Source organism: Alteromonas sp. OM2203 (assembly GCF_048517045.1).
In the GTDB taxonomy this organism is placed as follows: domain Bacteria; phylum Pseudomonadota; class Gammaproteobacteria; order Enterobacterales; family Alteromonadaceae; genus Alteromonas; species Alteromonas gracilis.
Genome location: NZ_CP183209.1, coordinates 872,039 through 897,382 on the forward strand (window position 1 = coordinate 872,039; position 25,344 = coordinate 897,382).

General features: G+C 41.9%; 29 protein-coding genes and 1 other RNA gene. 16 read left to right on the plus strand and 14 right to left on the minus strand.

Going from position 1 to position 25,344, the window contains the following annotated elements; genetic code table 11:
* Positions 1-661: 661 nt before the first annotated feature.
* The 7 genes from ACM0P2_RS03935 (at position 662) to ACM0P2_RS03965 (ending at position 5,069) form a co-directional block, all read left to right on the plus strand.
* Positions 662-1,030 carry a hypothetical protein gene (locus tag ACM0P2_RS03935; RefSeq protein WP_419227322.1) on the plus strand — a complete coding sequence of 123 codons (369 nt, stop codon included), beginning with the start codon at positions 662-664 and terminating at the stop codon, positions 1,028-1,030.
* Between the two features lie 179 nt (positions 1,031-1,209).
* Positions 1,210-1,539, plus strand: a complete 330-nt coding sequence (locus ACM0P2_RS03940) for a hypothetical protein (RefSeq protein WP_419227323.1) — start codon at positions 1,210-1,212, stop codon at positions 1,537-1,539.
* A 101-nt stretch (positions 1,540-1,640) separates the two neighbouring features.
* Entirely contained in the window at positions 1,641-1,970 is a 330-nt protein-coding gene (locus tag ACM0P2_RS03945) for a hypothetical protein (RefSeq protein ID WP_419227324.1), read from the plus strand.
* A 124-nt stretch (positions 1,971-2,094) separates the two neighbouring features.
* Positions 2,095-3,078 carry a transposase gene (locus ACM0P2_RS03950; RefSeq protein WP_419227325.1) on the plus strand — a complete coding sequence of 328 codons (984 nt, stop codon included), beginning with the start codon at positions 2,095-2,097 and terminating at the stop codon, positions 3,076-3,078.
* Between the two features lie 73 nt (positions 3,079-3,151).
* Positions 3,152-3,523, plus strand: coding sequence for a hypothetical protein (locus ACM0P2_RS03955; RefSeq protein ID WP_419227326.1), 372 nt, complete (start codon positions 3,152-3,154; stop codon positions 3,521-3,523).
* A gap of 70 nt (positions 3,524-3,593) precedes the next feature.
* Positions 3,594-3,965, plus strand: a complete 372-nt coding sequence (locus tag ACM0P2_RS03960) for a hypothetical protein (protein ID WP_419227327.1) — start codon at positions 3,594-3,596, stop codon at positions 3,963-3,965.
* A 51-nt stretch (positions 3,966-4,016) separates the two neighbouring features.
* Positions 4,017-5,069: a hypothetical protein gene (locus tag ACM0P2_RS03965; RefSeq protein WP_419227328.1), complete on the plus strand. Its 1,053-nt coding sequence runs from the start codon at positions 4,017-4,019 to the stop codon at positions 5,067-5,069.
* Positions 5,070-5,094: 25 nt separating this feature from the next.
* Here ACM0P2_RS03965 and ACM0P2_RS03970 read toward each other — a convergent pair whose 3' ends face one another.
* From ACM0P2_RS03970 to ACM0P2_RS03985, 4 genes are all read right to left on the minus strand, one after another.
* The gene (locus tag ACM0P2_RS03970) at positions 5,095-5,433 is read right to left on the minus strand and encodes a hypothetical protein (protein ID WP_419227329.1); all 339 of its coding nucleotides are present in this window, start codon (positions 5,431-5,433) and stop codon (positions 5,095-5,097) included.
* A gap of 41 nt (positions 5,434-5,474) precedes the next feature.
* Positions 5,475-5,777: a hypothetical protein gene (locus ACM0P2_RS03975; protein WP_419227330.1), complete on the minus strand. Its 303-nt coding sequence runs from the start codon at positions 5,775-5,777 to the stop codon at positions 5,475-5,477.
* A 114-nt stretch (positions 5,778-5,891) separates the two neighbouring features.
* Positions 5,892-6,227, minus strand: a complete 336-nt coding sequence (locus tag ACM0P2_RS03980; protein WP_419227331.1) for a hypothetical protein — start codon at positions 6,225-6,227, stop codon at positions 5,892-5,894.
* A gap of 78 nt (positions 6,228-6,305) precedes the next feature.
* Positions 6,306-6,635: a hypothetical protein gene (locus ACM0P2_RS03985; RefSeq protein ID WP_419227332.1), complete on the minus strand. Its 330-nt coding sequence runs from the start codon at positions 6,633-6,635 to the stop codon at positions 6,306-6,308.
* A gap of 59 nt (positions 6,636-6,694) precedes the next feature.
* On the opposite strand from ACM0P2_RS03985, the gene ACM0P2_RS03990 reads away from it, so the two are divergent.
* The 3 genes from ACM0P2_RS03990 to ACM0P2_RS04000 all read left to right on the plus strand — a co-directional run bounded on the left by ACM0P2_RS03990 (position 6,695) and on the right by ACM0P2_RS04000 (position 7,941).
* Positions 6,695-7,009, plus strand: coding sequence for a hypothetical protein (locus tag ACM0P2_RS03990; protein WP_419227333.1), 315 nt, complete (start codon positions 6,695-6,697; stop codon positions 7,007-7,009).
* A gap of 236 nt (positions 7,010-7,245) precedes the next feature.
* The gene (locus ACM0P2_RS03995; protein ID WP_419227334.1) at positions 7,246-7,593 is read left to right on the plus strand and encodes a hypothetical protein; all 348 of its coding nucleotides are present in this window, start codon (positions 7,246-7,248) and stop codon (positions 7,591-7,593) included.
* Between the two features lie 3 nt (positions 7,594-7,596).
* Positions 7,597-7,941 (plus strand): hypothetical protein, encoded by a 345-nt coding sequence (locus tag ACM0P2_RS04000; protein ID WP_419227335.1) that lies wholly within the window; start codon positions 7,597-7,599, stop codon positions 7,939-7,941.
* A gap of 310 nt (positions 7,942-8,251) precedes the next feature.
* Here the strand turns inward: ACM0P2_RS04000 and ACM0P2_RS04005 are convergent, their stop codons facing one another.
* From ACM0P2_RS04005 to ACM0P2_RS04040, 8 genes are all read right to left on the minus strand, one after another.
* On the minus strand, positions 8,252-8,587 hold the full coding sequence (locus tag ACM0P2_RS04005) for a hypothetical protein (protein WP_419227336.1): 336 nt from the start codon (positions 8,585-8,587) through the stop codon (positions 8,252-8,254).
* Between the two features lie 41 nt (positions 8,588-8,628).
* Positions 8,629-8,826, minus strand: a complete 198-nt coding sequence (locus ACM0P2_RS04010; protein ID WP_419227337.1) for a hypothetical protein — start codon at positions 8,824-8,826, stop codon at positions 8,629-8,631.
* 135 nt (positions 8,827-8,961) lie between these two features.
* Positions 8,962-9,297 (minus strand): hypothetical protein, encoded by a 336-nt coding sequence (locus tag ACM0P2_RS04015; RefSeq protein ID WP_419227338.1) that lies wholly within the window; start codon positions 9,295-9,297, stop codon positions 8,962-8,964.
* Between the two features lie 44 nt (positions 9,298-9,341).
* The gene (locus ACM0P2_RS04020; protein WP_419227339.1) at positions 9,342-9,689 is read right to left on the minus strand and encodes a hypothetical protein; all 348 of its coding nucleotides are present in this window, start codon (positions 9,687-9,689) and stop codon (positions 9,342-9,344) included.
* A 10-nt stretch (positions 9,690-9,699) separates the two neighbouring features.
* Positions 9,700-10,026, minus strand: coding sequence for a hypothetical protein (locus ACM0P2_RS04025; RefSeq protein ID WP_419227340.1), 327 nt, complete (start codon positions 10,024-10,026; stop codon positions 9,700-9,702).
* Between the two features lie 95 nt (positions 10,027-10,121).
* Positions 10,122-10,556 (minus strand): group I truncated hemoglobin, encoded by a 435-nt coding sequence (locus ACM0P2_RS04030; protein WP_419227341.1) that lies wholly within the window; start codon positions 10,554-10,556, stop codon positions 10,122-10,124.
* Between the two features lie 15 nt (positions 10,557-10,571).
* Positions 10,572-11,519 carry a DUF3034 family protein gene (locus ACM0P2_RS04035; protein WP_419227342.1) on the minus strand — a complete coding sequence of 316 codons (948 nt, stop codon included), beginning with the start codon at positions 11,517-11,519 and terminating at the stop codon, positions 10,572-10,574.
* A 148-nt stretch (positions 11,520-11,667) separates the two neighbouring features.
* Positions 11,668-13,566, minus strand: coding sequence for a putative bifunctional diguanylate cyclase/phosphodiesterase (locus ACM0P2_RS04040; RefSeq protein WP_419227343.1), 1,899 nt, complete (start codon positions 13,564-13,566; stop codon positions 11,668-11,670).
* A 255-nt stretch (positions 13,567-13,821) separates the two neighbouring features.
* Between ACM0P2_RS04040 and ACM0P2_RS04045 the strand changes: the two genes are divergently transcribed.
* The 6 genes from ACM0P2_RS04045 to ACM0P2_RS04070 all read left to right on the plus strand — a co-directional run bounded on the left by ACM0P2_RS04045 (position 13,822) and on the right by ACM0P2_RS04070 (position 21,031).
* Positions 13,822-14,478, plus strand: coding sequence for an NAD(P)H-dependent oxidoreductase (locus tag ACM0P2_RS04045; protein ID WP_419227344.1), 657 nt, complete (start codon positions 13,822-13,824; stop codon positions 14,476-14,478).
* 236 nt (positions 14,479-14,714) lie between these two features.
* On the plus strand, positions 14,715-15,029 hold the full coding sequence (locus tag ACM0P2_RS04050; RefSeq protein WP_419227345.1) for a hypothetical protein: 315 nt from the start codon (positions 14,715-14,717) through the stop codon (positions 15,027-15,029).
* An 85-nt stretch (positions 15,030-15,114) separates the two neighbouring features.
* The gene (secD, locus tag ACM0P2_RS04055) at positions 15,115-17,691 is read left to right on the plus strand and encodes a protein translocase subunit SecD (protein WP_419227346.1); all 2,577 of its coding nucleotides are present in this window, start codon (positions 15,115-15,117) and stop codon (positions 17,689-17,691) included.
* Positions 17,692-17,852: 161 nt separating this feature from the next.
* Positions 17,853-19,310: a potassium/proton antiporter gene (locus ACM0P2_RS04060; RefSeq protein WP_159118441.1), complete on the plus strand. Its 1,458-nt coding sequence runs from the start codon at positions 17,853-17,855 to the stop codon at positions 19,308-19,310.
* A 43-nt stretch (positions 19,311-19,353) separates the two neighbouring features.
* Positions 19,354-19,704, plus strand: an RNA gene (gene rnpB / locus ACM0P2_RS04065) — RNase P RNA component class A.
* 436 nt (positions 19,705-20,140) lie between these two features.
* Complete coding sequence (locus tag ACM0P2_RS04070; RefSeq protein WP_419227686.1) at positions 20,141-21,031, plus strand: DMT family transporter; 891 nt, start codon at positions 20,141-20,143, stop codon at positions 21,029-21,031.
* A gap of 101 nt (positions 21,032-21,132) precedes the next feature.
* Here the strand turns inward: ACM0P2_RS04070 and ACM0P2_RS04075 are convergent, their stop codons facing one another.
* Positions 21,133-24,018, minus strand: coding sequence for an ATP-binding protein (locus tag ACM0P2_RS04075; RefSeq protein WP_419227347.1), 2,886 nt, complete (start codon positions 24,016-24,018; stop codon positions 21,133-21,135).
* Positions 24,018-25,196, minus strand: a complete 1,179-nt coding sequence (locus ACM0P2_RS04080; RefSeq protein ID WP_419227687.1) for an ABC transporter substrate-binding protein — start codon at positions 25,194-25,196, stop codon at positions 24,018-24,020. Before ACM0P2_RS04080 ends, ACM0P2_RS04075 begins: the two co-directional genes overlap by 1 nt.
* Positions 25,197-25,344 lie beyond the last annotated feature (148 nt).

Consider the following 25,344-nt stretch of genomic DNA (forward strand, 5'->3'; position numbering starts at 1 on the left):
ATCATTTAGAGGCTGCAATAGTTTTAAAGAGCAACTATAAGGACACCCATCGTAATTTCTTTACTCATGAGTAAATCAGGACACCCACCATTATTCCACACAAGTGTTATACATATCGCTGTTCGCAAACTGAGAGATGACTACGTTCGCACTCATCTCGCTGCCAGTCTTCCGAGTATTTATTCGCCCAAACCTTGATGCAGCTGAATTATCGAATCTCTTCATTGACACAGGTTAAATAAGGACACCCACCGTAACTTGGAAGCAACGCAATGCCTGGCTGCTACAATAATTCTGGAGGATATTTGTCCGGCAGCGATGTAGATAGAGCTTATTCAACAGTTTTATCTGCACTGATGGGAGGAAGAAAAGTACGAGTGTTGTACGAGATTAATGAGGGCTCTACAGGCTGGGGAAGGTGTACCATTAAGTCACTCTTTGTTATGTAACGAAGCCAAGGTGCTCTCGTTTTTAGATAAGTAGTTATAGTTTTGAACTACTAATTTACTTACCGTAACTTGAAACCAAACTCTTCGTTGGTTGAGTTACTTTTGATTGGAATCAGCAACTCGATGGAATTATCCGAGAAGAACGATATTATTTTCATCATTGTGTAGATATAATCGGGGGGCTTTAATTTATTAAAACTAAGGACAGTACTTTGATTAGCAAATCCGTATTTGACAACACTAGTAAAAAGCCGTTGGCTTATACCGTTGTTTTCCTATCTCTTTTATTTCCGTCTTCATCATATGCAGGATGGTCGAGCAAATGCTCCGCTGCTTCTAGTGTGGTGGCTTGGCCTAATGCCGGTGACCAATATGGTACAAGGTTTTATTTAAAGGAAAATCCTGCTAACTGTGATGGTTTCTGGATACCGCAAAATAGTAACAACAAACAATCTGTTCAAAGCATTTTCCTCACCGCCATTTCGACCGGATTGAATGTGTGTGTTCAATATGATGAGAGCCACACAAAATATAATGGTTCCTGCAAGCTGAATAACGTAAGGCTATCGGCTAAAAACTAACAAAAGACGCACAGTTAGTGAAAATGACTTTCAGCGTAAACATATTAAGTGTTGTCATACGGGCAATTACCCCGACATTGAAACGATAACAGAGTAATTGGAATTAGCGTCATGGTATGAATAAACGCTATTCTGTGACGCTTCCAGCTAAAAGTAGCTCAATTATGAAAAGGAATTCTATGAAACAATTAATCGTTATTATTTTCTCAATATTACCGTCGGTTTGCTTCGCAAACTATTACTGCCACGGCAAAGTTCAGCACTTGGGGATGTCTGATAGTTTGCACATGAGCAACGGGTTCGGTGTTCACCTAATATGTAATTTCAACGAGCCAAAGTGCAATGCTTGGATGTCTGCTTTGATGGCAGCAAAAATGTCGGATAAAACCGTAACTGTTTATTATAGAAGTTCTTCATCAGCAAGCGGTGACCAAGGTAATGGTTTGTGCCAAGAAATTGGGCATTGGGTTAGTCCAGATGATCCAGTTTACTATGTTCAGTTAAACTAAGACTTTAGTTTTCTATAAAAACAAATTCGAGCACAACGTGAGAAAACTTCATAGCATTAGACAATGGCTAGCTTAAAAACATTTACTTTCAAAGGATTATAATGAAATTAAAAACTCTCTTGTTAACGGCTTTGTTACTCAAAGCTTTTCCCGCGAATGCTGTGTTTGTAAATGGCACCATAAAAACACTATTTGGTTCTACAAATGGGGAAGTAGCATTAAAACTAAACGAGGGGTTTCCTCAGGAAGTTATAAATTCAGAATGCCCTGGCACTAATGGCTTTGCGGGCAATAAAAATGCAGACCCTTTTTTAAAATCGTTATTGTTAAGTGCTTACGTTTCAAAATCAAACGTTAGACTTTTAATTAGTGGCTGCGATGGAAGCTGGTTAAAAATCAATAATGTATATCTTGAACCTGCAAGTGAGTAAAAGGCGAAGCTTTTCACTTCAGTTAAATTCAATCTAACTTCAACAACTGGTCCAGAGTGCAATTACTTACAGAAACAAAATAATCAAAAATAGAGGCCATCAAAAGTAAGATCGGTAGCCATAAATGCCAAAGCCACGAAATGTTCAGATAAGCCTGCAAGACACACCTTATTACCATTGTGTTACACGCTGTGTAAGACGAGCATTCTTATGTGGAATCGACAAATACTCGAATAAAAGCTACGAGCACAGAAGAGAGTGGGTAGAAAAACGCATCCATTTTCTAGCGTCAGTCTTTGCTATTGATGTTTGTGCCTATGCAGTAATGAGCAACCATACGCACGTTGTTTTACATATTGACTCATCGCAGGTCGAAGATTGGAGCGTTGAGGAAGTTATTATCCGCTGGCACAAGTTGTTCAGCGGCACCTTGTTAACCCGAAGGTATATTGATAACGTCAAAAAAATGAATATGACAGATGCTCAGATACGCGCTGTTCATGACACGGTAAAGGTTTGGCGTAAAAGGCTTCGTGACATTAGTTGGTTTATGCGTTGTTTAAACGAATACATAGCAAGGCAAGCAAACAAGGAAGATAACTGCACGGGGCGCTTTTGGGAGGGACGTTTTAAGTCACAAGCATTATTAGACGAAGCAGCCTTACTTGCATGTATGGCTTACGTTGACTTGAACCCAGTTAGAGCGAAAATGGCAAAAACACCTGAATCATCTAGCTTCACCAGCTTTCAGTACAGAGTTAATGCGATGAAAAAGCAAAAGTCGCCAAAATACCTAATGCCGTTTTCGGGAGGAGTAAGCGATAGCTCACTCAAAGCATTACCTTATTCACTGCCAGACTATTTGAGGTTAGTAGATGAAACGGGAAAGCACGTAAGACAAGATAAGCGTGGAGCTGTCGATAATGGCATTCCGGATATTTTAACGCGTTTAGGTATTCAGAATGAGCATTGGTTAGAGCTAACCACAAGGTTCGAGCAATGCTTTAATGGCGCAGCTGGCAGACTGGAATATTTGGAAAGGTACAGCAAAAACAAAAATATAATCCGAGTTCATTGCAAACACGCTTCCCTACGTTTGCTAGGCTAATGTAGGGAATTTGTAGTATGCTATTTGGGAAATTTACACACACGCAATTTCGTTACTAACAAACGAGATTTTTATGCGTATCAATACAAGGAATGTTAGGTTGAGAAATATCTTTTTCTGCATTGCCATGCTTTTAATGCCCGCCGTATCACATGCTGCCGCTGGCTGGACTGGCAAAGCGACTGTTACTTCGATTTATTCATTAGACAAAGAAAAAGTTTTGTTGTCTCTTTCTAGCTTCCCTAATCCAGGTAATTGTCAAGTTAATAGCAGTGGCGATGTAATCATAAATTCGCAAACACACCCAGCTTGGTTTTCAATGGCATTAACGGCTTATACAACTGGGGCTCCAGTAAATTTATATATTGTAAACAGCTGCACAACAGTGTGGGCAAATACATCATTCGCTAACGTTGGTCATTTTAGGTTAGTTAAACCTAATTAAAAAAAGCGATAACTTCAAATTAACGCGCGTCCGCGTTTTCTCCTAACAACACTTTTTAAGGACTTCAAGGATGATAAAAAACTTTTCAAAATCACTACATTTTACAATTTTTGTAATGCTTCTGCTGCCAATTAGCTTTTCTTCAAACGCTGGATGGGCGGGAAATTTAGAAGTTAAAAAGATGTTCGGTAATAGCAAAATTTTCTTTGGTGTAAATATACCACCTTCAGATACATGCGATTATCACGGGCGTGACTTTATATTCGATGCTACAACCGAGGGCGGCAAGAACATGCTGTCGATGTTAATTGCAGCCTACATGGCAGATAAAAAAGTGGACGTATGGTATACAGCAAGTAGCGTACCCAGTACCGACGAAAAAAGTGGCTGCAACCCCAGCACTATAGCTGTTATGACGCAAGTTGGCTTTTCGGAAGAATAGCGAACAAGACATTCATACTTAATCATTTATTTAAGCTGCAAAGGAAGGCTAGTGACCAAACCTTATAACTGCAATACAGAACAGTTCAATAATGATAAGAACAATGTGCCAAAAGCCATTTCTAGTGCTTTTGTCAGGCAATTAATTAAGCGAACAATAAAGTACTTACCCCCAACCTTTGCTGCAATAGGTTTTCTGGTAATACTCGTGTACTGCATGCAAATAGGGTATATGCCAACCTTTGATTTAAGCACGCTTACTACTGTCTTGGTTTCTGTAGCATTCGCAGCATTGTCCCTTACATTTTTATTTGTGCTAGTTCTCTTGTTGCCTGGTGTTTACTGGCGAATTATTACCGGAGAATCTGAACATTTAAAAACTATTATGGCTATTCCTGATTTTTTCAGTCGAACGAGAAGCATAGCGCCGTTTTTTGTTATTCCTTCAATAACATGGTTTTGCGTTATATTTTGGTTTGCGTCAAAAAATGTAGTTTTTCTTCCATTCGCAGTACTGTCTGCATTGCTGTTTGTTGTGTTTCTTTTAAACGGTAAAGAATGCGCCTTTTTTAAAAACTGGTGTAAATTTAACCTTTCGGGCGCGTTTACTGCATTTGCATTCTTATTTCCTACTTTACTCATTAATGACAAATTTGCTGATACAGCGCCTGTGTACAAAGACACCTTTACCTATGTTTACTTACTTTTGGTAGTATTTATTAATGTAGTAGTGATTGGATCTACCACAGACAAAGACTCTTTGAAGAAAGCTGTTGTAATTGCTATAGGCGGCGTTGTTTTGGTTGCTATTGGTACGGGTATGCTTGCAGAAATACCCAGAAAGACAATGGCGCTATATAAACTTGGCAATATTGAAAGCGCGACACTACATTTAAAAAAAGACGTATGTAATGTTTTTTCGACTATAGACACGTCTAAAAAGACTGAAAAGTCTTGCGTACTTGAAAATGTGGAGATTCTTTTTCGATTGGGAACCGAGTACTTTGTAAAAATTGACGGTAAAGAAGCAGTTATTCCAAGCCACTACGTAATTCAGTGGTATTCCATGCCTAAAACCAAGGAGGGGGCAAATACCACAAAATAAAGCTGATAAATTAACAATGACTTTATCAGCCCAAAACCGCGTTCATTATTTTCGGGCGATTCCTCTCACAAGATGATTTATCAACAAATACTTTTACTGGTTTACCCGCTAGGTTAGCTGCAAGTAACATGCTGTAGAGTCTATTTTTCGACTCTTCAGACAGCTCGCTGGCAACCATGTAGCTATCGATATCCGAACAGGTTTTGGCAGGGTTATATACGCTATCGTCAACTACAACCCTTATAGTGTTCGTTTGATATGTGTTTGACCACAGTTTAAAGCTTTCGATAGTTACCCAGCCGTCGTTGCCGTCATGCGCAAAAGCAACAGGGAATGTGATGAATAAAAGAATGACAGTTGTCATAAAACATTTCATTTAGAAACCTTTTGCTGAGAAGGATAAGATTATTGAAGCGCTACTACGCGATGTAAACGATGTGTTTTATAACCACCCACATTTGTTTCTGCGTCGTGGCAATGCCAAGAAGCAGATTTTTGTTTTACATACAGGGTATATATAAAACTGATTAAGTTTGTTTCATTGGACGGAATGTGGCACTTGATATCATTTGATAACCAAACCACCACTGCCTGATTACCTTCCCATTCTATAATTCCTTTCACTGTTAACGTGGCACCGCTTGGTGTCCAAGCGTTTGCAAAGCTAGAAAACAGAATGGCTATTGAAAATAAAATTGTTCTTATCATTATCACCAAAATCCTTTTTGTTAGAGTTTTAGTTATTTTACCCAGCTAATAAAGAGCTAATTGTATATAAATACCAGTATTAGATGCAGTATAACTAAGCCAAGCAAGAAGTTTTTATTTTATTGAAATGTACGCAAGCTGATTTGATTGCGGTGTTGTATTACTTGAATTTATTGCTATCTCTACTTTACTGTCAGTCGATTTTGCTGCCAGTGCGATTGATAGAAACCCATTAAAAGCAGGGTTGCTAAGGTTTGTATGCGTATATTTTTTACCAGCACATGGCTGGTTATACTCAACAATTAATTTATTTTCAAAGTAAAAGCCGTCATCCCTTTTTCCTTCTACAGTTACATTTTTTACTGTCATATCGTTACAGCTCACTACACCGGCATAGCTGTATGCAGGTAAAGTTAAAGCAAGCATTAAAACAATATTCTCTTTCTTCATTACAATTTCCTTTATTTTTAATTCATCTTTCTAAAAATTATCTTGCTTATAAAAGGTATTACAAATCCTTATTACATACTATTTATCCGAAAATACCTTAAGCGCTCGTATTGCCGTGCCAGAAGCCATGCATTCATTATTTTCATATATAACAGTAATCTGTTTTTCTTGCGACTGCGCAGCAATGGCAATCGAGAGAATGTGTGAGGCTGCGGGGTCTGATAAGTTAACCCTTAGTAATTTTTTAACGCTGCAGTTCGTCTGAGGAATAGATTCTTTGGTTTCTATAAAAATAGAGTTAGTATTCCTACTCACTCCAACTGAATCTATTGATAATATGCTTTCTGTTACTTTTGCATGAGTAAGCAAACCGAATGCGAGAAGAGTTGCTATTATTCGAGTTTTCATAAAACTTCCGTTGTGAAAATAAAAACAAGATATCTAACCAATAAAGAGGGATTTAATTGATGAAAATGCTCTTATGTACTGTGTTACTGATGTTTTCATTTGGTAGCAACGCAGCACAAGTATATATAGATGGAAAAGTAAAAAGTATTAAAATGTTCAGCGATGTTGTTGTTATTTACGTTACTTCTGTACCGCGGGCATGTAATACAGGGCAGCCAAGAGTTGCCATAGACAAAAACGACCCAGTTTTTTCAGCGGTAGTTTCTTCTGCTTTAGCCGCAAAGGCAACTGACGCAACAGTTCAAATTGGTTACCATGACTCGTGTTCGGTAAATGCTCTTTCTTGGGATTTTGAATCGTTCTGGGTAAGGTAGTTAGTTAAGAGATAAACCTGCACGGCATGACGTTGAATTTGCTTAATACAAGGTTGTTCTGTATTTTGTTGTCGTGCTTCAAATATCAAGGATGATAGTTTGCCACTCTCATTTACGCATTCGTATTTAATCCGCTTTATTTGAATTCATGTATTTGCCTTTCGGCAATTCTCAGAATATTAAACTTCATTGAAATGTTTGATACTAAATTTGCTATTCAAAATTGTGGAAAAGATATGTTTAAGATTATGCAGTGCTTGGTATTTGTTACTTTTTTAATGAATGCTGTATTTAGCCATGCGCACGGTATAGTAGAGGGTTACGTGACTGATGTGCGAGTAGAAAGAAACGGTAAAGTACTTCTTACTTTTGATCGGAATATAAGCTCAAATCCACCTGCTTGTAGTGCAGATTCCAGAAGAAATATGGCTTTTAATTTAACCACTATTGCTGATAGCGGGATGTTGTCTGCAGCTCTAACAGCGCAGTCTACTCGTAGGCTACTACGTGCGAGAGGTTCTGGTGCATGTGAGTCGTGGGGTGGTATCGAAAACGCGTTGTATTTGGTTGTAAGGGGAGAATAGAGAATGATTTACAAATCAAAATTTAGAAGTTTATGTGCTTTGCTTATGCTTCTGTTGTGCCCAACATTAGTGTTTGCGAACCAGAACACGGGGCCAGTTATCGTTACCGCTGTAGAAAACTGGTCGGGCGGAGATGGCTTATTCGTTTATACCGATCAGCAAACCAAAACAAACCCAGCTAACTGCAGTTATACAGGTAACTACGTTACGTCCAGTAATATTAAAGACGTATTTAGAACTATGCTATTAAGTGCACACATGGCAGGTAAGAAGGTTCAATTTACTATATACAGCGGTGGGTGTGGTAGTAGTCGCCCGGTTATTGTCGCGATAAAAACTCTGCAATAATGCTAAATGTAGCTCGAGAGTAGATAAATCAGGAAGAGGTTACGTAAAATTTAAAGAGCCCTTGGGAGGCTCACCGGCGAGTTGTATTAATGGTATTCATGGTAGCCACTTGGCATTTGATACCAATATAGCCGGAGGAGTTAGCATTCTTAGCGTTGTTCTAGCTGCGCATGCAACGGGTAAAAAGATTCATGCATCAGGAACCGGCGTTTGTGATATTTATGGAGTTGTAGAAAGTTGGGCCACAGGATGGATATTACCGCATTAAGGATGAAACAATAATGCGATAACATCGCACCCGCGAACGTTTTTAATAGTTCACTTTCAAACGATTGATAAAACAGTGACTGGTGCTGCTGTCAAAGTTGATTGATATTGTTTTTCCCATCGCCGCGGCCGCTAGTGCTGCGGAATACATTTTCTCTGCACCCTCTATTTTCACGCTATTGCTTCCAACTGTAACTCGGTGATATTGGTTTTTATCACTGCAGATAGAAGAGTTATTAAAGATGATGATGAAATCACCATTTGAGACGGGATAAATAGACTTAATTGTAGACGTATGCCAAGTATTAGCTGCAAACGAACTTGGAATAACAAATATAAGGCTACACAACAAAACGGTTTTACGGACTAGCTTAAACATTACTTCCTCTTTGTATTTTAGTTTTTATTGGCTTTCAATAGTTAACCTGCTGGGTCAAATTGTGAAATTACACAGTCTCCCATATTGTTCTCCCTAGCATGGGTATATACTGTTACTACTTTTTTCTCAGAGGTCCAAACGGCTAAAACCAGAGAGGTTATAGCTACATCTTGTTGTTTTATAAGCATCCAACCATTAGATACACCAGCACAATTATCCGGAACACCTGAATCTAGCATGATCATTAATCCTTTTTGTGATGAAGTAATATTCTTGATATACCCAGATTGATGACCAATACCAGCGGATGCTGTAAAGGACAATAGTGTGGTACAAATAAACGCTAAAATTGTTTCATATTGTATCCCATAAAACTAACCTACCGACCCTATATATTGCGGTGCATAACTATTCCCATAGGTAGGTAACGTTGCACAGTTTCCATTTTCAGCAAAATAGAATACAGCTTTACCGTTATTGTTTTGTATGTTTTGTAATAAGCCAACCCATAGTGAGCAAGTAACCGTGTCGATGTTTTTCCATGTGCCTTTAGTGTTACAAATAATCGTATAATCGTTTCGACCTGAATGAAGAATATTCACTGTACCGTTGCCGTAAACGAGCACTCGCTTAACGTCTACTTCACAGGAAAAAGCGGCATTTGCATTTACAGAGAAAAATAGCATTGAAAAGAAGGAGAGTAGTTTCATTTTAGTCTTTTGGTTGTTAAAAAGTTTTATTGGGACTGTGGAGGTTAATCATTGATTACTATTATATTAATGTCTTCGCCATCGCCCCATCTAGTACACGTATTTAATCCAGTAATCACAACTTCTTTATTTGCTAATTTTGCTGCAAGAAGCTGACTGAACTGAGATTTTCCAGCAGTAGAGTTTTCATCTTTAATCAACCAATAGTTATTAGTGGCGCATTTTGGGGAATCTACTTTAGCACTTCCCGACAAGGTTACTAGATGAAGATTGTCAGATGCACGAGCATAAAGCGTACTTATCTTTCCTTTTTGGCTTCCGGAGTAAGCCGTAAAACTTAGAGTTGCAAGAGCAATTAATGAACATTTTGTTAGAATTTCAATCTTTCTCATTTTTTTACCTTCAACCTATACGATAAACTTTAATACGTGGTCCTACACATTCGTCTTTGCTGTCGTAACCTATGTTTACTACTTCGCCAGCTGCGTAAGCAGCAAGCAAACGGGAAAACACAATTTGTCTTAGTTCAGGTGTGGTTTCTGGAGCGATAGCAATGTAGTCGAACTTTGTGCACAAAGGGGGTGATGTAGGCTGGTTTTCTACTTTGAAAAGTATAAGTGGTGAAGTGGTATAGGTTAAAACGTCAACAACCTTTCCTTTGAAATTGTTGTCGTAATCTGCATTAGCTGAAAAAGAAAAAAGTAGGCAAACAAACAATAAATAACGCATTTTCATCTCTATAACATCCTTGTTTTCCCGAGTATATCTTTATTAGCAGTGAAGTGATAGCGTCGATTTAAATAGCATGAATGTTCAGGTAGCTTCTACAAATTCACGGTTTGATACTTAATAGGTGCAAGCTTATTCAGAATTCTATTTTCCTGCTGATAAGTAAGGCCCACATCACGCATTGCGCCCTGCACATATTCAACCAAAATATAGAATTCACGTTCTTTAATATTAAGCCCGGTGTGCGATTCCAACATCGTTTTACCATCGTACTCGCAAGGCCCGCCAATAAGCTCACAGGTTTGTAATACGAGCTGGTCTCTTAGATGCTTTTTGGGAACACCTTTAAAATAATGGCCAATGACAGGGTCGGTATAAATACGGGTAATGGCAACGCCGTATATGGTGTTCAGAGTTTTATGGCCGCCAATTTCTTCATAAAGACTTTGCTTAGAGATGCTTGTGCACCCGCTTAATACACAGGCTAAAAATATGATGGTTAATGCGCGAACCCGGGCTGTTTTAATCATATAACTATAGCCTTTTTAAAAGTGACCATTTACTGTTAAATAAAAGCCTGAAGAACTTTCTTGTAGCGGCAAGTTGCCCAAATCGACATAGGCAGCGGTAATTGAGAGTGACTTATTGGGAAAATAGGCAATAAAGGCATCAACAACTGTGTCTTCTTCGGCTAGACCGCCTAATCGATTGGTTTGTGTTCTAAATTCTGTGCCAATGGCTGTAGTTGGGCTGATTAGAAGCGCCAATGAACCTTCCCATTCAAGTTTTGCACTTTTATCACCTTCGGCCCCAAACCCTAGTAAACCAAACACATTTGCTTTTGTGTACCTGGCGGTTAAATTGGTGAGTAAGTTATAGCCAGACGGTGTGCCTAACCATAATTTGGTCGCTGAGAGGTACACGTCAGTGCCGCTGTCGTCTTTTGCCCCTAATAGAAGCGGAACGCCAGTTTCAGGAAGTGGTACAGAGCCGTCAGGAAGAGAGAGTGAGCTATCAAAATCTCTGTTTTTCTTGTACTGGGCGCCTATCGCTATTTGAGGAAGCCAAGAATCTTGTGCGAAGACGCCATCTCCAAATACTTTAACTTTCGCGCCTACAATATCCTGTTCAACTGTCGCGCTGTTAGCGTTAGATATTGCACCTTCGGTAAGTAATGCAAACACATTGCTGGTTAGCCCAGATGAAATATCTAAGCGCTGGCGCTGCAAGCTAACTTCGACGCGGTCAAATAGGCTAAAACCCGCACCAGCCGTAGTGAGCCTATAATCGTTTAGGCTTAAATATTGAATATTGGCAGAGTAACTAACTTCTTCTTTACTCGTGTATCCACCGATAAATGCCCAAGGGGTTATGCCGCCACCAGCGGCGCCTTCAAAACCTGTAACCCCGCCTGAGGCTACTAAACGAGAACCACTGTCAGCGAATGCTGTAAATGAAATGAGCAAAGAGGATAACAGCAAAACCTTTTTCATAAGGAAGATCCTATTTTATGTTGCAGCTATTCCATATTTCTTTGAACAGCATATTGGCTACATAATAGTATCAAGGTTGCCCAGCGTAGGCTAATCGTATCGCGTAGTACATTATTTAGTTTGCTCATTCATTAGTGCAAACGTTTACCTAAGCATGTAATTTTTTAATAAAATCGTTCCAAATAAGTGGTTTAGATAAGTAGTAACCTTGTGCCCAGTCACAGCCGCTTTGTTTTAAATAGTCAAGTTGCTCTTGAGTTTCAACACCCTCGGCAATAACGCGTAGGCCATATAATTTGGCTAAATTTTGAATCACCATAACCATTTTTTTTCTGGCTTCTCTTTCAGAAAATAAATCGTTTACAAAGGAACGGTCTATTTTTAAGCAGTCAGCAGGGTAATTTATAAGCTGGCTAAATGCGGTATAGCCCGTACCAAAATCATCTAAGGCTAGTGATACGCCCAGCGCTTCTAACGCTTCCAAAGTTGCCATACATGTCGTATCACCAGCGACAAAAGCAGTTTCTGTCACTTCAAGTTCTATATATTCAGGCGACACTTTATAGGTTTCTAGTAACGCTTTTACTTGAGCGGGGAAGAGTTCATTGTGTAACTCTACGCCAGAAATATTTATGCAGATTTTTCCTTCAAAGCCATGTTCTGACTGAAGGTTAATCAGTGCCTTCAACGCATTATTGATAACCCAAAGGTCGATATCTTTTATCAGCCCGGTGGCTTCTGCGACGGGAATGAAACGATCAGGACCTATTCCCTTTAGGTCCGGCGAGTGACACCGAAGTAAAGCTTCAACAGCAACTATGGTGCTATCTCGACAGTCAAATATCGGCATATATACCAAAGAAAAGTGCTCTTCACTTAATGCGAGCTTAAGGCCTTTTTCTATTTGTTGACGCTCTTTAAGGCTGTCTGCAATATCTTGCGTAAAAAACCTAAAGCAGTTCTTACCACTGCGTTTGGCGTTATACATTGCTGCATCTGCGTGGTTTATCAACTCTGAAGGTTCAGTTGCATCATCTGGATATACTGCGATACCTATGCTTGCATAGGTCATATGCTTAATACCGTCGACTTCAAAGCCGCCGTTGAATACGTCTAAAATGCGTGAAGCGACTGTTGCGGCATTTAATGGCTCTTTAATATTCGGTAGCAATACAACAAACTCATCCCCGGCAAGTCTGGCTAAACTCTCGGTGCTATTTTTAAATAACTGATCCGTTGGACGAATAGCTTCCCAGAGACGTTCGCTAAATTTAAGCAACAAACGATCTCCTGCTTCATGCCCATACTGGTCGTTCACTTGCTTAAAGTTATCTAGGTCAATATAGAGCAAACCGATACGCTGATTGTCTTTTTCTGCTCTGCTTAACATTCGATTTAGGTTTGTTTTAAAGCTCCATCGATTTGGTAGGCCTGTCAACGTGTCATAATAAGCCATCTGACGAATATCATCGTCGTGAAGCTGCATGATGGTTTCATATGAGCGTTCTTCAGATCGCAATGCGGCAAGACATATAGCATTAAGTGCTAGTGTGGTAAGTAAGAAGCGGAGAGACTCAACAAGGGTGTAGCTAGTCATTAAAATAGCTGACAAGGGGGTAAATAACAGCAAAGTACTGGTCACACTGAAAATGCTGAATACTGCTACCGCAGGCCAAAAGCGATTGATGAAAAGATTGATTGCGGCAATGGGATATATCCACAGCATTCCTGTGTTGTCTTTACCACCTGTGACAAGGAGGCTTATTGTTAAGACAAACAAAATCGCGCTTAAGATAATAGCGGCTCGCTCTACATTATTAGAGCGCTTCAACACATACAGGTTTATTAAACCAACGACTGCGTTTATAAGCAGTACGCTGCCTAGAAATATTGACCCATCGTACAAACTGTAGCTACCCAACGCACACAGGAAAATAACGCCAATAATGGTAAGTACGTAGCATAACGTGTGGCGCCTGCTTTTGCGGACTGCAATCATTTCTTGCTGACCAGCAGTGGTTTGGCGAGGCTGATTGGTTGCTGTCAAAGTGTTTCCCGTTTCCGCAATAAGAAAAAAGCTAAAATGAGTGTCGTGTGTTAACTAAGATTCTGATCAACCCTTTTGAAACCAATGATATTCTTAAACGTTCTATCGCTCATACTAGCTAGCGATTGTAGTAATATTCATCTTCAAAAATAATTTGAAACTGATTCATGAAATAGAGGGCTTATAATTGAAAAAGCCAATCTATACCATACGCACAACTTTACAAATATCTACTTAATCTTTGAGGAGTAAGTTGTGACGAACCCTATTATAGAAGATCTGAACAAACGTTATACGGTCAAAAAGTATAATGTAAATAAACGCATAGCCACTGATGACCTTGCCACGATCCTTGAGGCATTGAGGTTATCAGCTTCTTCTATCAACTCGCAACCTTGGAAATTTGTGGTTGTAGAAAGCGACGAAGCCAAACAGCGTTTACATGATAGCTTTGCCAACAAGCACCAATTTAACCAGCATCATGCCAAAGAAGCGTCGCATACAATCCTGTTTGCTTACGATCCGACGTTCACTAAAGAAAAGTTTGTTAAGCGTGTTGATGCAGAGGTTGCATCGGGACATCTCCCTGAAGACATGCGGGAAAACTTTATGGGTGCTTATGCATTTGCCGAGGCGAATACCGATGAAAATGGTAATAACGCAGCGTGGACTAAAGCGCAGGTTTATCTTGCACTTGGAAATGTAATGCACACCTTGGCTCGTTTGGGGATTGCGTCTACGCCGATGGAGGGCGTAGACTCTGATATGTTGAGTGTATTGTTCGCTGATGAGCTAGACGGTCATATTTGTGAGGTGGCGCTAGCTATGGGGTATCCTGATACAGAGCAAGATTGGAACTACGGTTTGCCTAAAGCACGCTTACCGAAAGAAGATGTTATTACTGTCGTATAGGTGTACCTATACTTTTAAAGCGCAAAATAAGTTATTTCTGAGCTGGAAAAACTTCAAAAAGGGCCCTTTCTCTGGGCTCTTTTTTATTGGCGATTGAATTACGCTATTTCACCCCCATTTTGGCTATTAGATCGAAACCCTACTCTTACACTAAAAGAATTACTAAATTACTCGTGCACGCCGCCTTTAAACGCTTTTACCCCGCTTCATTTGCGCCTTTTCTTGTGGCGTGGGTATTGTCGTATCTGGTTGTCAGTACAGGCTTTCAGACATTTGGTGTTGCGAGTAATGCTGAAGTTACGTCTCAGTCACCATTTGCCAAGTTTGTTCACAGCACGCAAAGCTATTCCCTTCGATTTAGTTCCTCTAAACTGTCGGATGGTAAAGGCGACAAACATGATGATGTAGACACTTTCGGGTTAATACCATCATCATTCCCCCCCGTTTTTAACGATCTTTTATCCGCCAATGCCACATCGGCACTTCTTTTTACTCACACTAAAAAATGGGTTAGACCAAGCCCGCGCAGTCCGCCTTCGGCCCTGAGTTAATGCTTTATTTGCGCCAGAACGCGAGCAAGTTTGTTTTGTTCCTAGTTGTGGCGTCTTAAAAAACGTAATTATTCAGGATTTTAAAATGGCACGATTTTCATTTCGTGGCTTTGTGTATGTGCTTATTGTTATGCTCGGTTTACTGAGCGCGGCGCCCAACATATTGCCACAATCAGTTAAACAGCAATTACCTACGTGGTACACCACTTCCACACTATCTTTAGGCTTAGACTTGCAAGGCGGTTCGCACCTGCTCTTAGCCGCCGATACCAACGCCTTAATTGAAAAGCAACTCAACAGTTTTTCGAGTGATTTATTCAGTGAGTTGCGAAGTCAAGATATACGCTATACCAAAACCTCTCATTCACTCAGCCCTAAAGCGGGAAGTGACAGTAGTTCGGGTAGTGTTGTTTTTACTTTGCGTAATTCAGCTGATGCAAGAAACGTAAAAAACACAGCATTTCAAGTTTCCGCACAACCAAACGGTTCAAGCGCACTTGATATTACGATAAAGCAAAGCACTGTTACTCTTACGCTTAACGAGCTATATACCGAACAATTGGTTAAAGACACGTTAAGCCGAAGTGTTGAAGTAGTTCGTAAGCGTTTGAATGAAACGGGGCTTACCGAACCTAGCGTTACTTTACAGGGTAAAGACGCGGTTTTAGTGCAGATGCCGGGTATGTCTGACCCAACCCAGGTTAAAAAACTGCTGGGCACTACTGCACAAATGACCTTTCATTGGGCCGCGAACAGCCAGTCTGAGCAGGTAATGAATAAGCAAGATGCGGCGGGTAATACCTATCGTTTAGAGCAAAAAGTAGCGCTAGAAGGTGAACACATTACCGATGCGGCAGGTGTGTTAAGCACCGAAACCGGTCAGCCAGTAGTGACCTTTCGTTTAGACAGCGCGGGCGCAAAACAATTTGCCGCTATGACGCGCGACAACATTGGTCGCGTACTTGCTATTGTACTTGACGACAAAGTGGTGACAGCACCCGTCATTAATAGCGTAATCCCTGGTGGTCGCGGTGAAATAACCGGTAACTTTACGTTGCCTGAAGCGGGCAATACGGCATTAATGCTTCGCACCGGCGCGCTACCCGTTCCACTTACCATTATAGAAGAACGGACGGTTGGACCTGATTTAGGCAGCGATGCAATCCAAACCGGAGTAGAAAGCGGTGTGGCAGGTGCATTACTGGTATTGGCATTTATGGTGGCGATTTACGGCAGATGGGGTGCTATCGCAAGTTTTGCTTTGTGTATTAATATGGCGCTAGTGTTTGGCGCACTAACTCTGTTTGGCGCAACATTGACGTTACCAGGCATCGCAGGTTTGATCCTAACCATGGGCATGGCGGTGGACGCGAACATATTGATAAATGAGCGTATTCGTGAGGAGAGCAAAAAAGGGCGTCCGGCAGCCAGTGCAATAGAAGTGGGGTTCGATAAAGCCTTTGCGACTATTGTGGATTCAAACTTCACTACGTTAATAGCGGTAAGCTTGTTGTTTATGTTTGGCAGTGGCCCTATCAAAGGGTTTGCAATTACTATTGCCCTTGGTCTTGTCTCTTCGGTATTTACCGCGGTTGCTTTAACTAAAATGCTGATGCTAAGAGTGGTTAAGTCGAAGCATAAGAATACGCGAGATCGCGTACAGCAGCGTCTACCTTTGCGCTTCTCATCGCCGCTTTTGCGGTTGAGCGATAGGCTCAGCGGTATTAATTTTCTGGCAAAACGAAAAATCGCGCTAACTGTTTCGGTAGTGCTAACCGTGCTTTCAATGGGTTTGTTTGCCAAACCAGGCTTACATTATGGCGTCGACTTTACCGGTGGCACCATGATTGAGTTGACCGCACCAACCCTTACTACCGATGAGCTAAGGAATGTGATTGAAAGCAATGGCTTTGATCAAATAGCAATTCAAGAATATGGTAGTGAACATCACTATTTATTGCGAGCACCTGTTCTAGATAGCACTGGCGAGCTTGAAAATAGCAACGCAAAGCAGACTGACGCACTAAAGCGTGCGATTTCGAAAGCTGACGAACAGGTAAGCTTTGATAAAGTAGACATGGTTGGGCCTAAAGTCAGTGGCGGCTTCGCCGAGCTATCAATTCTTGCATTGCTTATCGCAGGTGGCGGCATGTTGGTGTATCTGTGGGCACGCTTTGAGGCGCATTTTGCCACCGCGGCGCTGCTAACCGTGATACTCGACTTAACCAAAACCATAGGCTTTTTCGCGTTAACTGGCATCGAATTTAACTTAACGGCTGTCGCCGCTTTGTTGGCACTCATTGGTTACTCTATAAACGATAAGGTGGTGGTGCTTGATCGCATCCGTGAGTTATTGCGTTTAGACCCAAACAAGCCATTGGCAGATACCATTAATGATGCCGTGAACAGCACGTTAAGCCGCACGGTATTCACTTCCGTTACCACGCTGTTGGCATTGTTACCGATGGCTATTTTTGGTGGTGATGCAGTAGAAAGTTTTGCAGTCCCTATGGTTTTTGCTGTGGTGATTGGCACGTCATCGACCTTGTTTATCACCTCTACGCTGTTGTATTTGTTGGGCAGCAGAAGAGAGAAACAAGGTAAAGCGCAGTTAAAGCCTACTGCAGAAGAGATTAAGGCGTCGCTGTCACACATCCCTTAGGCGGCACAAGTTCCTTAACCCCAATACCTCAGCGGGCTTTTGTACCTCAATACATTGGTGCAAAAACGCGGTAAGGTAGCAGTATTAACAGGAACCTTTGATTCTCTCACGCATACCCGAATAATTTGCGTGAGAGCATCAAGGGCAATAAGGAACGTATAATGTTTGCAGTTGATCACATTATTTTACTCAGTGCAGTGCTTGCCATTTTGGGCGTACTGGCCAGTAAGTTGTCTCCGCGCTTTGGCGTACCTGTTTTGGTGCTATTCCTCGGTGTGGGTATGTTGGCTGGAGAAGATGGTATTGGCCGAATACTCTTCGACAATGCCGATGCCGCACATGCTATAGGCACATTTGCGCTTATATTGATTTTGTTTGATGGTGGCCTGCAAACGTCAAAGAAGTCTATCATTCAGGCATGGAAGCCAGCGGCTTTGCTCGCCACCTTTGGCGTAGTGGGTACAGCTGTGCTTACCGGCGTGGCGGCAATGATTATCCTCGATTTACCGCTTTATAAAGGCTTGTTGCTTGGCGCTATCGTGGGGTCAACCGATGCTGCTGCGGTGTTTTCCGTTTTGCGCAATGCCGGCATCCGCATTCCCGCTAAAATAAAATCGACACTAGAGCTGGAAAGTGCGTCGAACGATCCCATGGCCATATTTCTTACCATCGGTCTTATCACACTCATTCAAGACAGCACCACTAAGCCGCTAGATTTACTTTCGCTCTTTGCCAGTCAAATGGGCGTAGGTGCTGCTGTAGGAATTGTCATCGGTGGAATTGCGGTTTGGCTATTTAGGCGAGTTTCCTTAATGGCGATTGGTCTTTACCCCGTATTTGTGATGTTATTTGGCGTGTTGTCTTTTGGTTTGGCTGCAAATTTAAACGGCAGCGGCTTTCTCGCTACCTTTATTACGGGCGTGATTGTGGGTAATAGCCGCTTTGCTTATCAGCGTAATACTTTCGTGTTTCTGGATGGGCTGGCTTGGCTAGGTCAAATCGCCATGTTCGTTATCCTCGGCTTGCTAGTTACCCCCACCGAGCTCTTTGTAAACTGGAAGGAAGGTTTACTCATTGCGTTTGTGCTTATTTTTATTGCACGCCCGCTGGTGGTAATGCCTATTTTGTTGCTTTCGAAGTTCTCGTTCAAAGCATCGCTTCTCATATCATGGGTGGGTTTGCGAGGCTCTGTACCGATTATTTTAGCCATCTTTCCGCTGATATTCGGTATGCCTTACGCAGAGCTAATTTTCAATGTGGTGTTCTTCATTGTGCTGATCTCAGCCCTGTTACAGGGCTCAACTTTGCCCTACGCGGCGCGCAAGTTAGGCTTAGTATTAGAAGACCAAGTAAAGGAATCGAGCACGCTGGAAATTGTCAAAGTTGCCAAAAGTAAGCGAGAACTTATAGAAATAGAAGTTTCTAAATTATCACCGGCACTAAACAAAACTATCAGTGAATTGTCTCTTCCAGAGAATACAGTAGTGGCAATGATTGCCCGTGGAGAAGAAACCCTTATACCTAAAGGAAGCACTAAAATAGAAAGGGGCGATCAGATTTTTATCATTACGAAACTGCTAGATAAAAATTCAGTAGAGCGATGTTTTTATGGTGAGTAGGAATAGGGTGCTATTGTAAGGCACTTCATGTAGAATGCGCCGCGGAGTTGGCCAGGCAATCGCCGCTTTCGTAAGAAAGGGGAGGAAAGTCCGGGCTCCAAAGGGCAGGGTGCCAGATAACGTCTGGGCGGCGCGAGCCGACGACAAGTGCAGCAGAGAGAAGACCGCCTAAGCATGTTTACATGCCGGTAAGGGTGAAAGGGTGCGGTAAGAGCGCACCGCACCTCTGGTAACAGAGTGTGGCAAGGTAAACTCCACCCGGAGCAAGACCAAATAGGATCCCTCAACGTGTGGCCCGCATGGGGATCGGGTAGGTTGCTTGAATCAGTGAGCGATTGCTGATCTAGAGGAATGGTTGCCCACGACAGAACCCGGCTTACGGCCAACTCCACTCTTTTCTAAACAAGCCTTATGACGCGCTTTTTTGACGTTTAGGTGAAGCCTCTACCTGAAGGCACACTCCTTCAAGCAAAGATACATTATCCTTCGTTACTGAAAAAATATCGGAAGACCTGATGTGAAAATACCCGCGCCTGCAGTTTTGTCACTAGGCTGGGTAATACGGTTGCACACACAGCTTTGGAAATACGTACTGTTTGACGAGAATAAAGGCTCTGCTAAATCGTGGGTAAATACGATAGGAAAAACTTCAGTATAATCCTGTTAAGATGGGTTGTGTCTTCTAAGGGCGATGTACCTTTCGAAAAAGGCTAATGACGGATATCCTTAAAAACCAAGGTCGTATATCAAGGTTGGAAAAAGGTAAGGAAGGTAAAGTGGAAAAAACGGCGAGCATAAGCCATGCATTGAAAGGTAGTTTTGCGATTGTGATGGCAAGTTTCTTGTGGGGAACTACTGGTACCGCCGCTCAGTTTGCACCTGAAATCAGCCCCCTGGCTATTGGCGCATTTGCGATGGGTATCGGCGGTGTTCTGCTGTGCGTGAGTGCTCGTAAATCCTTGTTGAAGGATATGCGCATTCTATTTTTAAAACCCCTTACTTTTTTGTTTGGAAGTGCTTGTGTTGCCATCTATCCGCTCGTCTTCTACAGTTCAATGCGCCTGTCTGGCGTAGCCATAGGTACCGTAGTATCTATTGCTAGCGCGCCTCTTTTCGCTGCCCTATTGGAATATGTTCTAAGTAAAAAGCCCGTGTCTTTAAAGTGGTTTATTAGTTTTGTATTTGGTGCGATGGGCATTGGGCTGTTAGCAATGGGTAAGTCACAAAGTATGCTGACGTTAGCAGCATCGCAGCATGACCAAGTGTTAGGCGTTATATTAGGTTTAACCGCAGGTTTAACCTACGCAGGGTATTCATGGGCTGCGAAACAACACATCGACGCGGGTGCAAACTCCCAATCAGCGATGGCAGGTCTCTTTGGTTGTGCAGCACTTGTTCTGCTGCCTTCCCTTTGGTTTACCGGTCAAAATTTGTTTGCAAACACTGTTCACACTAGTGTTTCACTGTATATGGCAGTGGTACCTATGTTTCTTGGTTATTTACTATTTGGCTACGGCCTTCGTACTACCGAAGCCAGTAAAGCCACGCTTATCACGCTGATTGAGCCATTAGTTGCTACACTTTTTGCAATCTTCTTAATTGGTGAAGTGTTCAAGCCGGTGGGATGGGTAGGAATGACGCTCGTGTGTTTCTGTCTTCTCATTCAATCGATAAAGCTTCCCTCTGTCTTCGAAGGGACTCGTCACAAGGCAACCACATAGTCTCGTTGATGCTACTTTAAAAAGCTATCAGGCGAGAAACAGTAAAGGCTAGAGCGCGCCGCAGCATACGCCCTATTAAAACTCGAAGAAAATAGCGCCATTTACAATGAAAAGTCAGAGTACATGGTTAGCGATTTTTCAGTACTTGCCCAGTATTCAACTTTTTCAATGAGATCTTCGGCGTCAAAAGGTTTACTTAAGTAGTCATCCATTCCAGCGCTAACACAGCGTTCTTTGTCGCCTTTCATCGCATTGGCGGTTAAGGCGATAATAGGGATATCTACGTATCTCGCGCCCGCCTCGCCACTTCGAATACGCTTGGTTGCCTCAAAACCGTCCATTTCAGGCATTTGACAGTCCATTAAAATAACATCAAACGTCACCTTCATTTTAGAAAGTGCTTCCAGCGCTTCAAGCCCTGATTTGGCACTTAAGGTAGTATGACCGGTCAGATGCTGCTTAACGATAACTTGGTTTATGTCATTGTCCTCAACAATAAGTACTTTATGTTTCTTACCTTTTGTTCGTTTCGCTGTTGATGGGGGATAAGATGGCTTAAGTAGGGCTTCGTCAGCTTTTTCTAGTTTTACTGTAAATGAAAAGGTGCTGCCATGCCCCTTAATGCTATCGAGCTTTATTTCACCGCCCATGAGCTCACAAAGCTGTTTGCTGATAGAGAGGCCAAGACCGGTTCCGCCGAATTTTCTGGTTGTAGTTAAGTCTTCTTGCGTAAAAACATCAAAGATTGTGCTTTGTTTATCTTGAGCAATACCAATGCCAGTGTCTTTTACACTGCACAAGAGGCTAAGTGTGTCATCAGCATTTTGCGCAATACTTGTCGTCACCTCAATGTGGCCTTCACCGGTAAATTTCACCGCATTGCCAAGTAAGTTGGACAGGATTTGTCGAAAGCGAACATCATCGCCTTGAACTACATGAAACCCTTGAAGATCGAAGTGGAAATGCAGCGCTAACCCTTTTTCCTGACACAGAATAGCGTATTGGCTTTGCAAGTTTTCAAGTGACTCGAGTATGTCAAAGGGGCTGCTTTCTATTTGCAATTGGCCAGCTTCAATTTTAGAGAAATCCAAAATATCGTTTACGATATGAAGCAAACCTTGAATGCTAAATTTGGCAAGGGACAAGTAGTGCTTTTGCTCTTCACTTAACTCTGAACCTGCTAGCAATTGAAGAACACCGGAAATGCCGTGTATAGGGGTTCTAATTTCATGGCTCATACTCGCTAGGAAGCTAGATTTAAGGCGAGCAGACTCTTCCGCTTTTTCCCGTGCTTCTTCAAGATATTTTTCGGTTTGTCGCTGCTGTGTTACGTCTTGCTGGAAACCAATATAGTGAGTCACTTCCCCGTTTATTTTAACGGGGGTAAGGTTTAAGCGGTTGTAGAAGTGCGAACCGTCCTTTTTGGAGTTAAGGATGGTAGTTTCAATAGGCTCACGAGTGGCAATGGCATTTCGAATGTCGTTGATGGCCTCTGAATTAGTCTCATTGCTTTGTAAAACTCGACAATTTTTTCCTATGATTTCATCGCGAGTAAACCCTGTTAAGGCTTCAAAGGCGTTATTGACATATATAACAGGCTGTCCGACTCGTTTTATGTCGGAAATAATAATAGAAACGGTAGCTTCATCCATGGCGTGAGTGAGCACTTTGACGTGACTTTCAAGGGAGCGTTGTTCTGTCTCATCACTGCCAACAAAGATATCACCCCGGATGTTGCCGTTAGCATCCCAAAGTGACGTTTTGGTCCATTGGATATACAGCTCTTTTCCTTCTTTAACCGAAAAGTGTCTAAGCTCTTTATTTTGAACGGAGGCGAGTTTGTGAGTAATCGATTTCAGAATACTTTTTTTATCGCCATATTGACTATCGCAAAAATCGTCAAATCGTTTATTAGAAAGTAATACGTCATTATTTTGATCGACAACAACAAGCATGTCGCCCATTGATTCTAAAACGTTAGAAAACTGCTCGTTAGATAACGATACTTCGGTTAAGTCCCAGATAAGCTTATCAAAAGCATCGCGAATATCGGCGAGCTCTTTGGCCTCAACTTGTTTTTCTTCTACACGAGGTTTCTTATCTTCGCTATTGAGCGTGCTTTTAATTCCTTGGTAGAGTTGAGAAAGTGTCCTTTCCGCTAGTGCTCCTGTCATAGATACCATGTGCAGAATGATGAATACAAAGCCGACAATCATGGTAACTAAGACAATGCCTGTCCAAGCGAGCTCTCTGTAAGCCGTAATCGTGGGTTTTACACTGTAAAGGTTGAGGTTTGCCCAACTCGCTTGTTTTATTGCATAACCTTTGGCGACGAAGTCAGAAAAATTTGTTCCAGGCGCAATTAACGTGGGTTCGCTGCTGAACAAGACGTTACCTTCTTTGTCGGTAACAAGCTGATTGGTTAGGCGCGGGTAGGGAGTCAAGAGAGACTGTAAACTATCTACGTACATTACCAGCGCGCCTTCAGCTACTCCTTGCAGTAAAACAGGTACACTGATTAACACGCCGTACTTCGATACTGAGGAAAAGGTGTTTGACGAGCCTAATGTTTGCTGTCGCCAGGCGTTGCTTAAAGACTCTGGCAGTGTCGCATTCCAGTTTTTGTCGATAATTCTTTTTCCGGTAAAATCAAAAAGTGCAAACTCCACGCTCTCAGCCTGGGTTAAATTTAAAGAGCGAAAGAACATGGGTAGATAGTTATCTCGCTGCTCGAAGTCTACCAGAGCATTAATGATAATATCATTCGCTGCTAAGTCGGCGAGTTGTCGAGTCGTGTCATTAACGATGTAGTTAATGTCTTGCTCAAGGCCATCTACCGATTGCTGTTGAAGTTTATCGGTTTGTTTAACAATAAAGTGAAAAGAGAGCCCAAATAAGGCAATCGATAGCACTGTTATCAACAATGCCAGTCGTGGGATCATGCTTGAAAGGAGAAGCGAGCGTAACCTCGTAGGCTCATTCAGCATTATCTTTGGCCTACCGTTACCAATTGACCTTTCTCATTATATTTAGTCATAAAATAATCCTTCGACCATAGCGCATCATGCCTGTTTGCAGTAAAAGGAGCATCGTAGTTCTTTACTGCGCCCTCGATATTTTCCAGTGACTCGAGAGCATGCCGCAATTTATCAGTTTCTATACTATCAGCTTTATCGGCCGCCGCGGCAATTAAATGAATTAAATCATAGGCATGAGCCAATCCGGTAACGCCATCAATAGCGTAAATGTCGACAAGGCCGTATTTATCGTAGTAAGCATCTAAAAGCTTTTTGGCTTTGCTATTTTTCTGATGACTAAAATGGAACGTTTGGAGCACCGAAATATCGTAATCGCCAATTGGGTTCGCCAAAGCCGAAAAAAACTGCCCTGATGCTATGCCCCAATGTGATATTACAGGTAGAGAAGCTACATTTTGCTTTGCCATTTCATCAACTACAACAGCCCCTTCGGGCACATTGGTAACTAAAATAATGCCCTCGGCATCACTCGCCTTTATGGCTGCAATGCCTTCTGAAAAGTCTTTTTGTTGCCAGTTTATCCAATGGACAGAGGTAATTGTGACCCCGTTTTCACTTGCTGCCTGATTGAGTGATTCGAGATTAGAGCGGCCCCATCCAGTGCGCTCTAGGACGAGTGCTACCTTCGATAGCCCTTTCTGCTTTGCGTGATCAATGAGCACGATGGCAGCTTCGGCGTCCCGAACGGAAACGCGAAAAACATTATTGGGTTCATACCCATTATCTACAATGGGAGTTCCGGCTGCCCAAGGTACTAACATCAATAGGTTTTCGCTGTGTAAAATATCTATTTCAGCAAGCACAACCGGCGTGTGGACCCCACTGACAACGGCAAGTAGGTTAGGCATCTCAGCAAATTGTTGAATGTTGAATACGCCACGAGACGGATTTCCACGGTGGTCTTTGGCTACTATTTTTATTTTGCGACCGAGAATGCCGCCCGCAGTATTTATTTCATCAACAGCGAGTTCGACGCCTCGCGTGATAGCTAATCCTCCTTCCACAGCAACTGCAGATAAGTCAGCATCAATACCAATCACTAAAGGCTCTGCTGACCCGAAAGCGCGACATGAAATTAACAGAGATGAAACGCAAAAGAATGCCGAAATAAGAAGTTTTGAACGCATAAAAATAATACTCAAATCATTACCTCAAAAGTGTATAGCAATGCGCTCTTACTTTTTTCGGAATCGTATTGTTCTTTAGTATAAATTTAGTGTGGCGGATAAACCGATAAAACAGCACCGACTCTGTATTTAAACGTTAAGAGGGTAA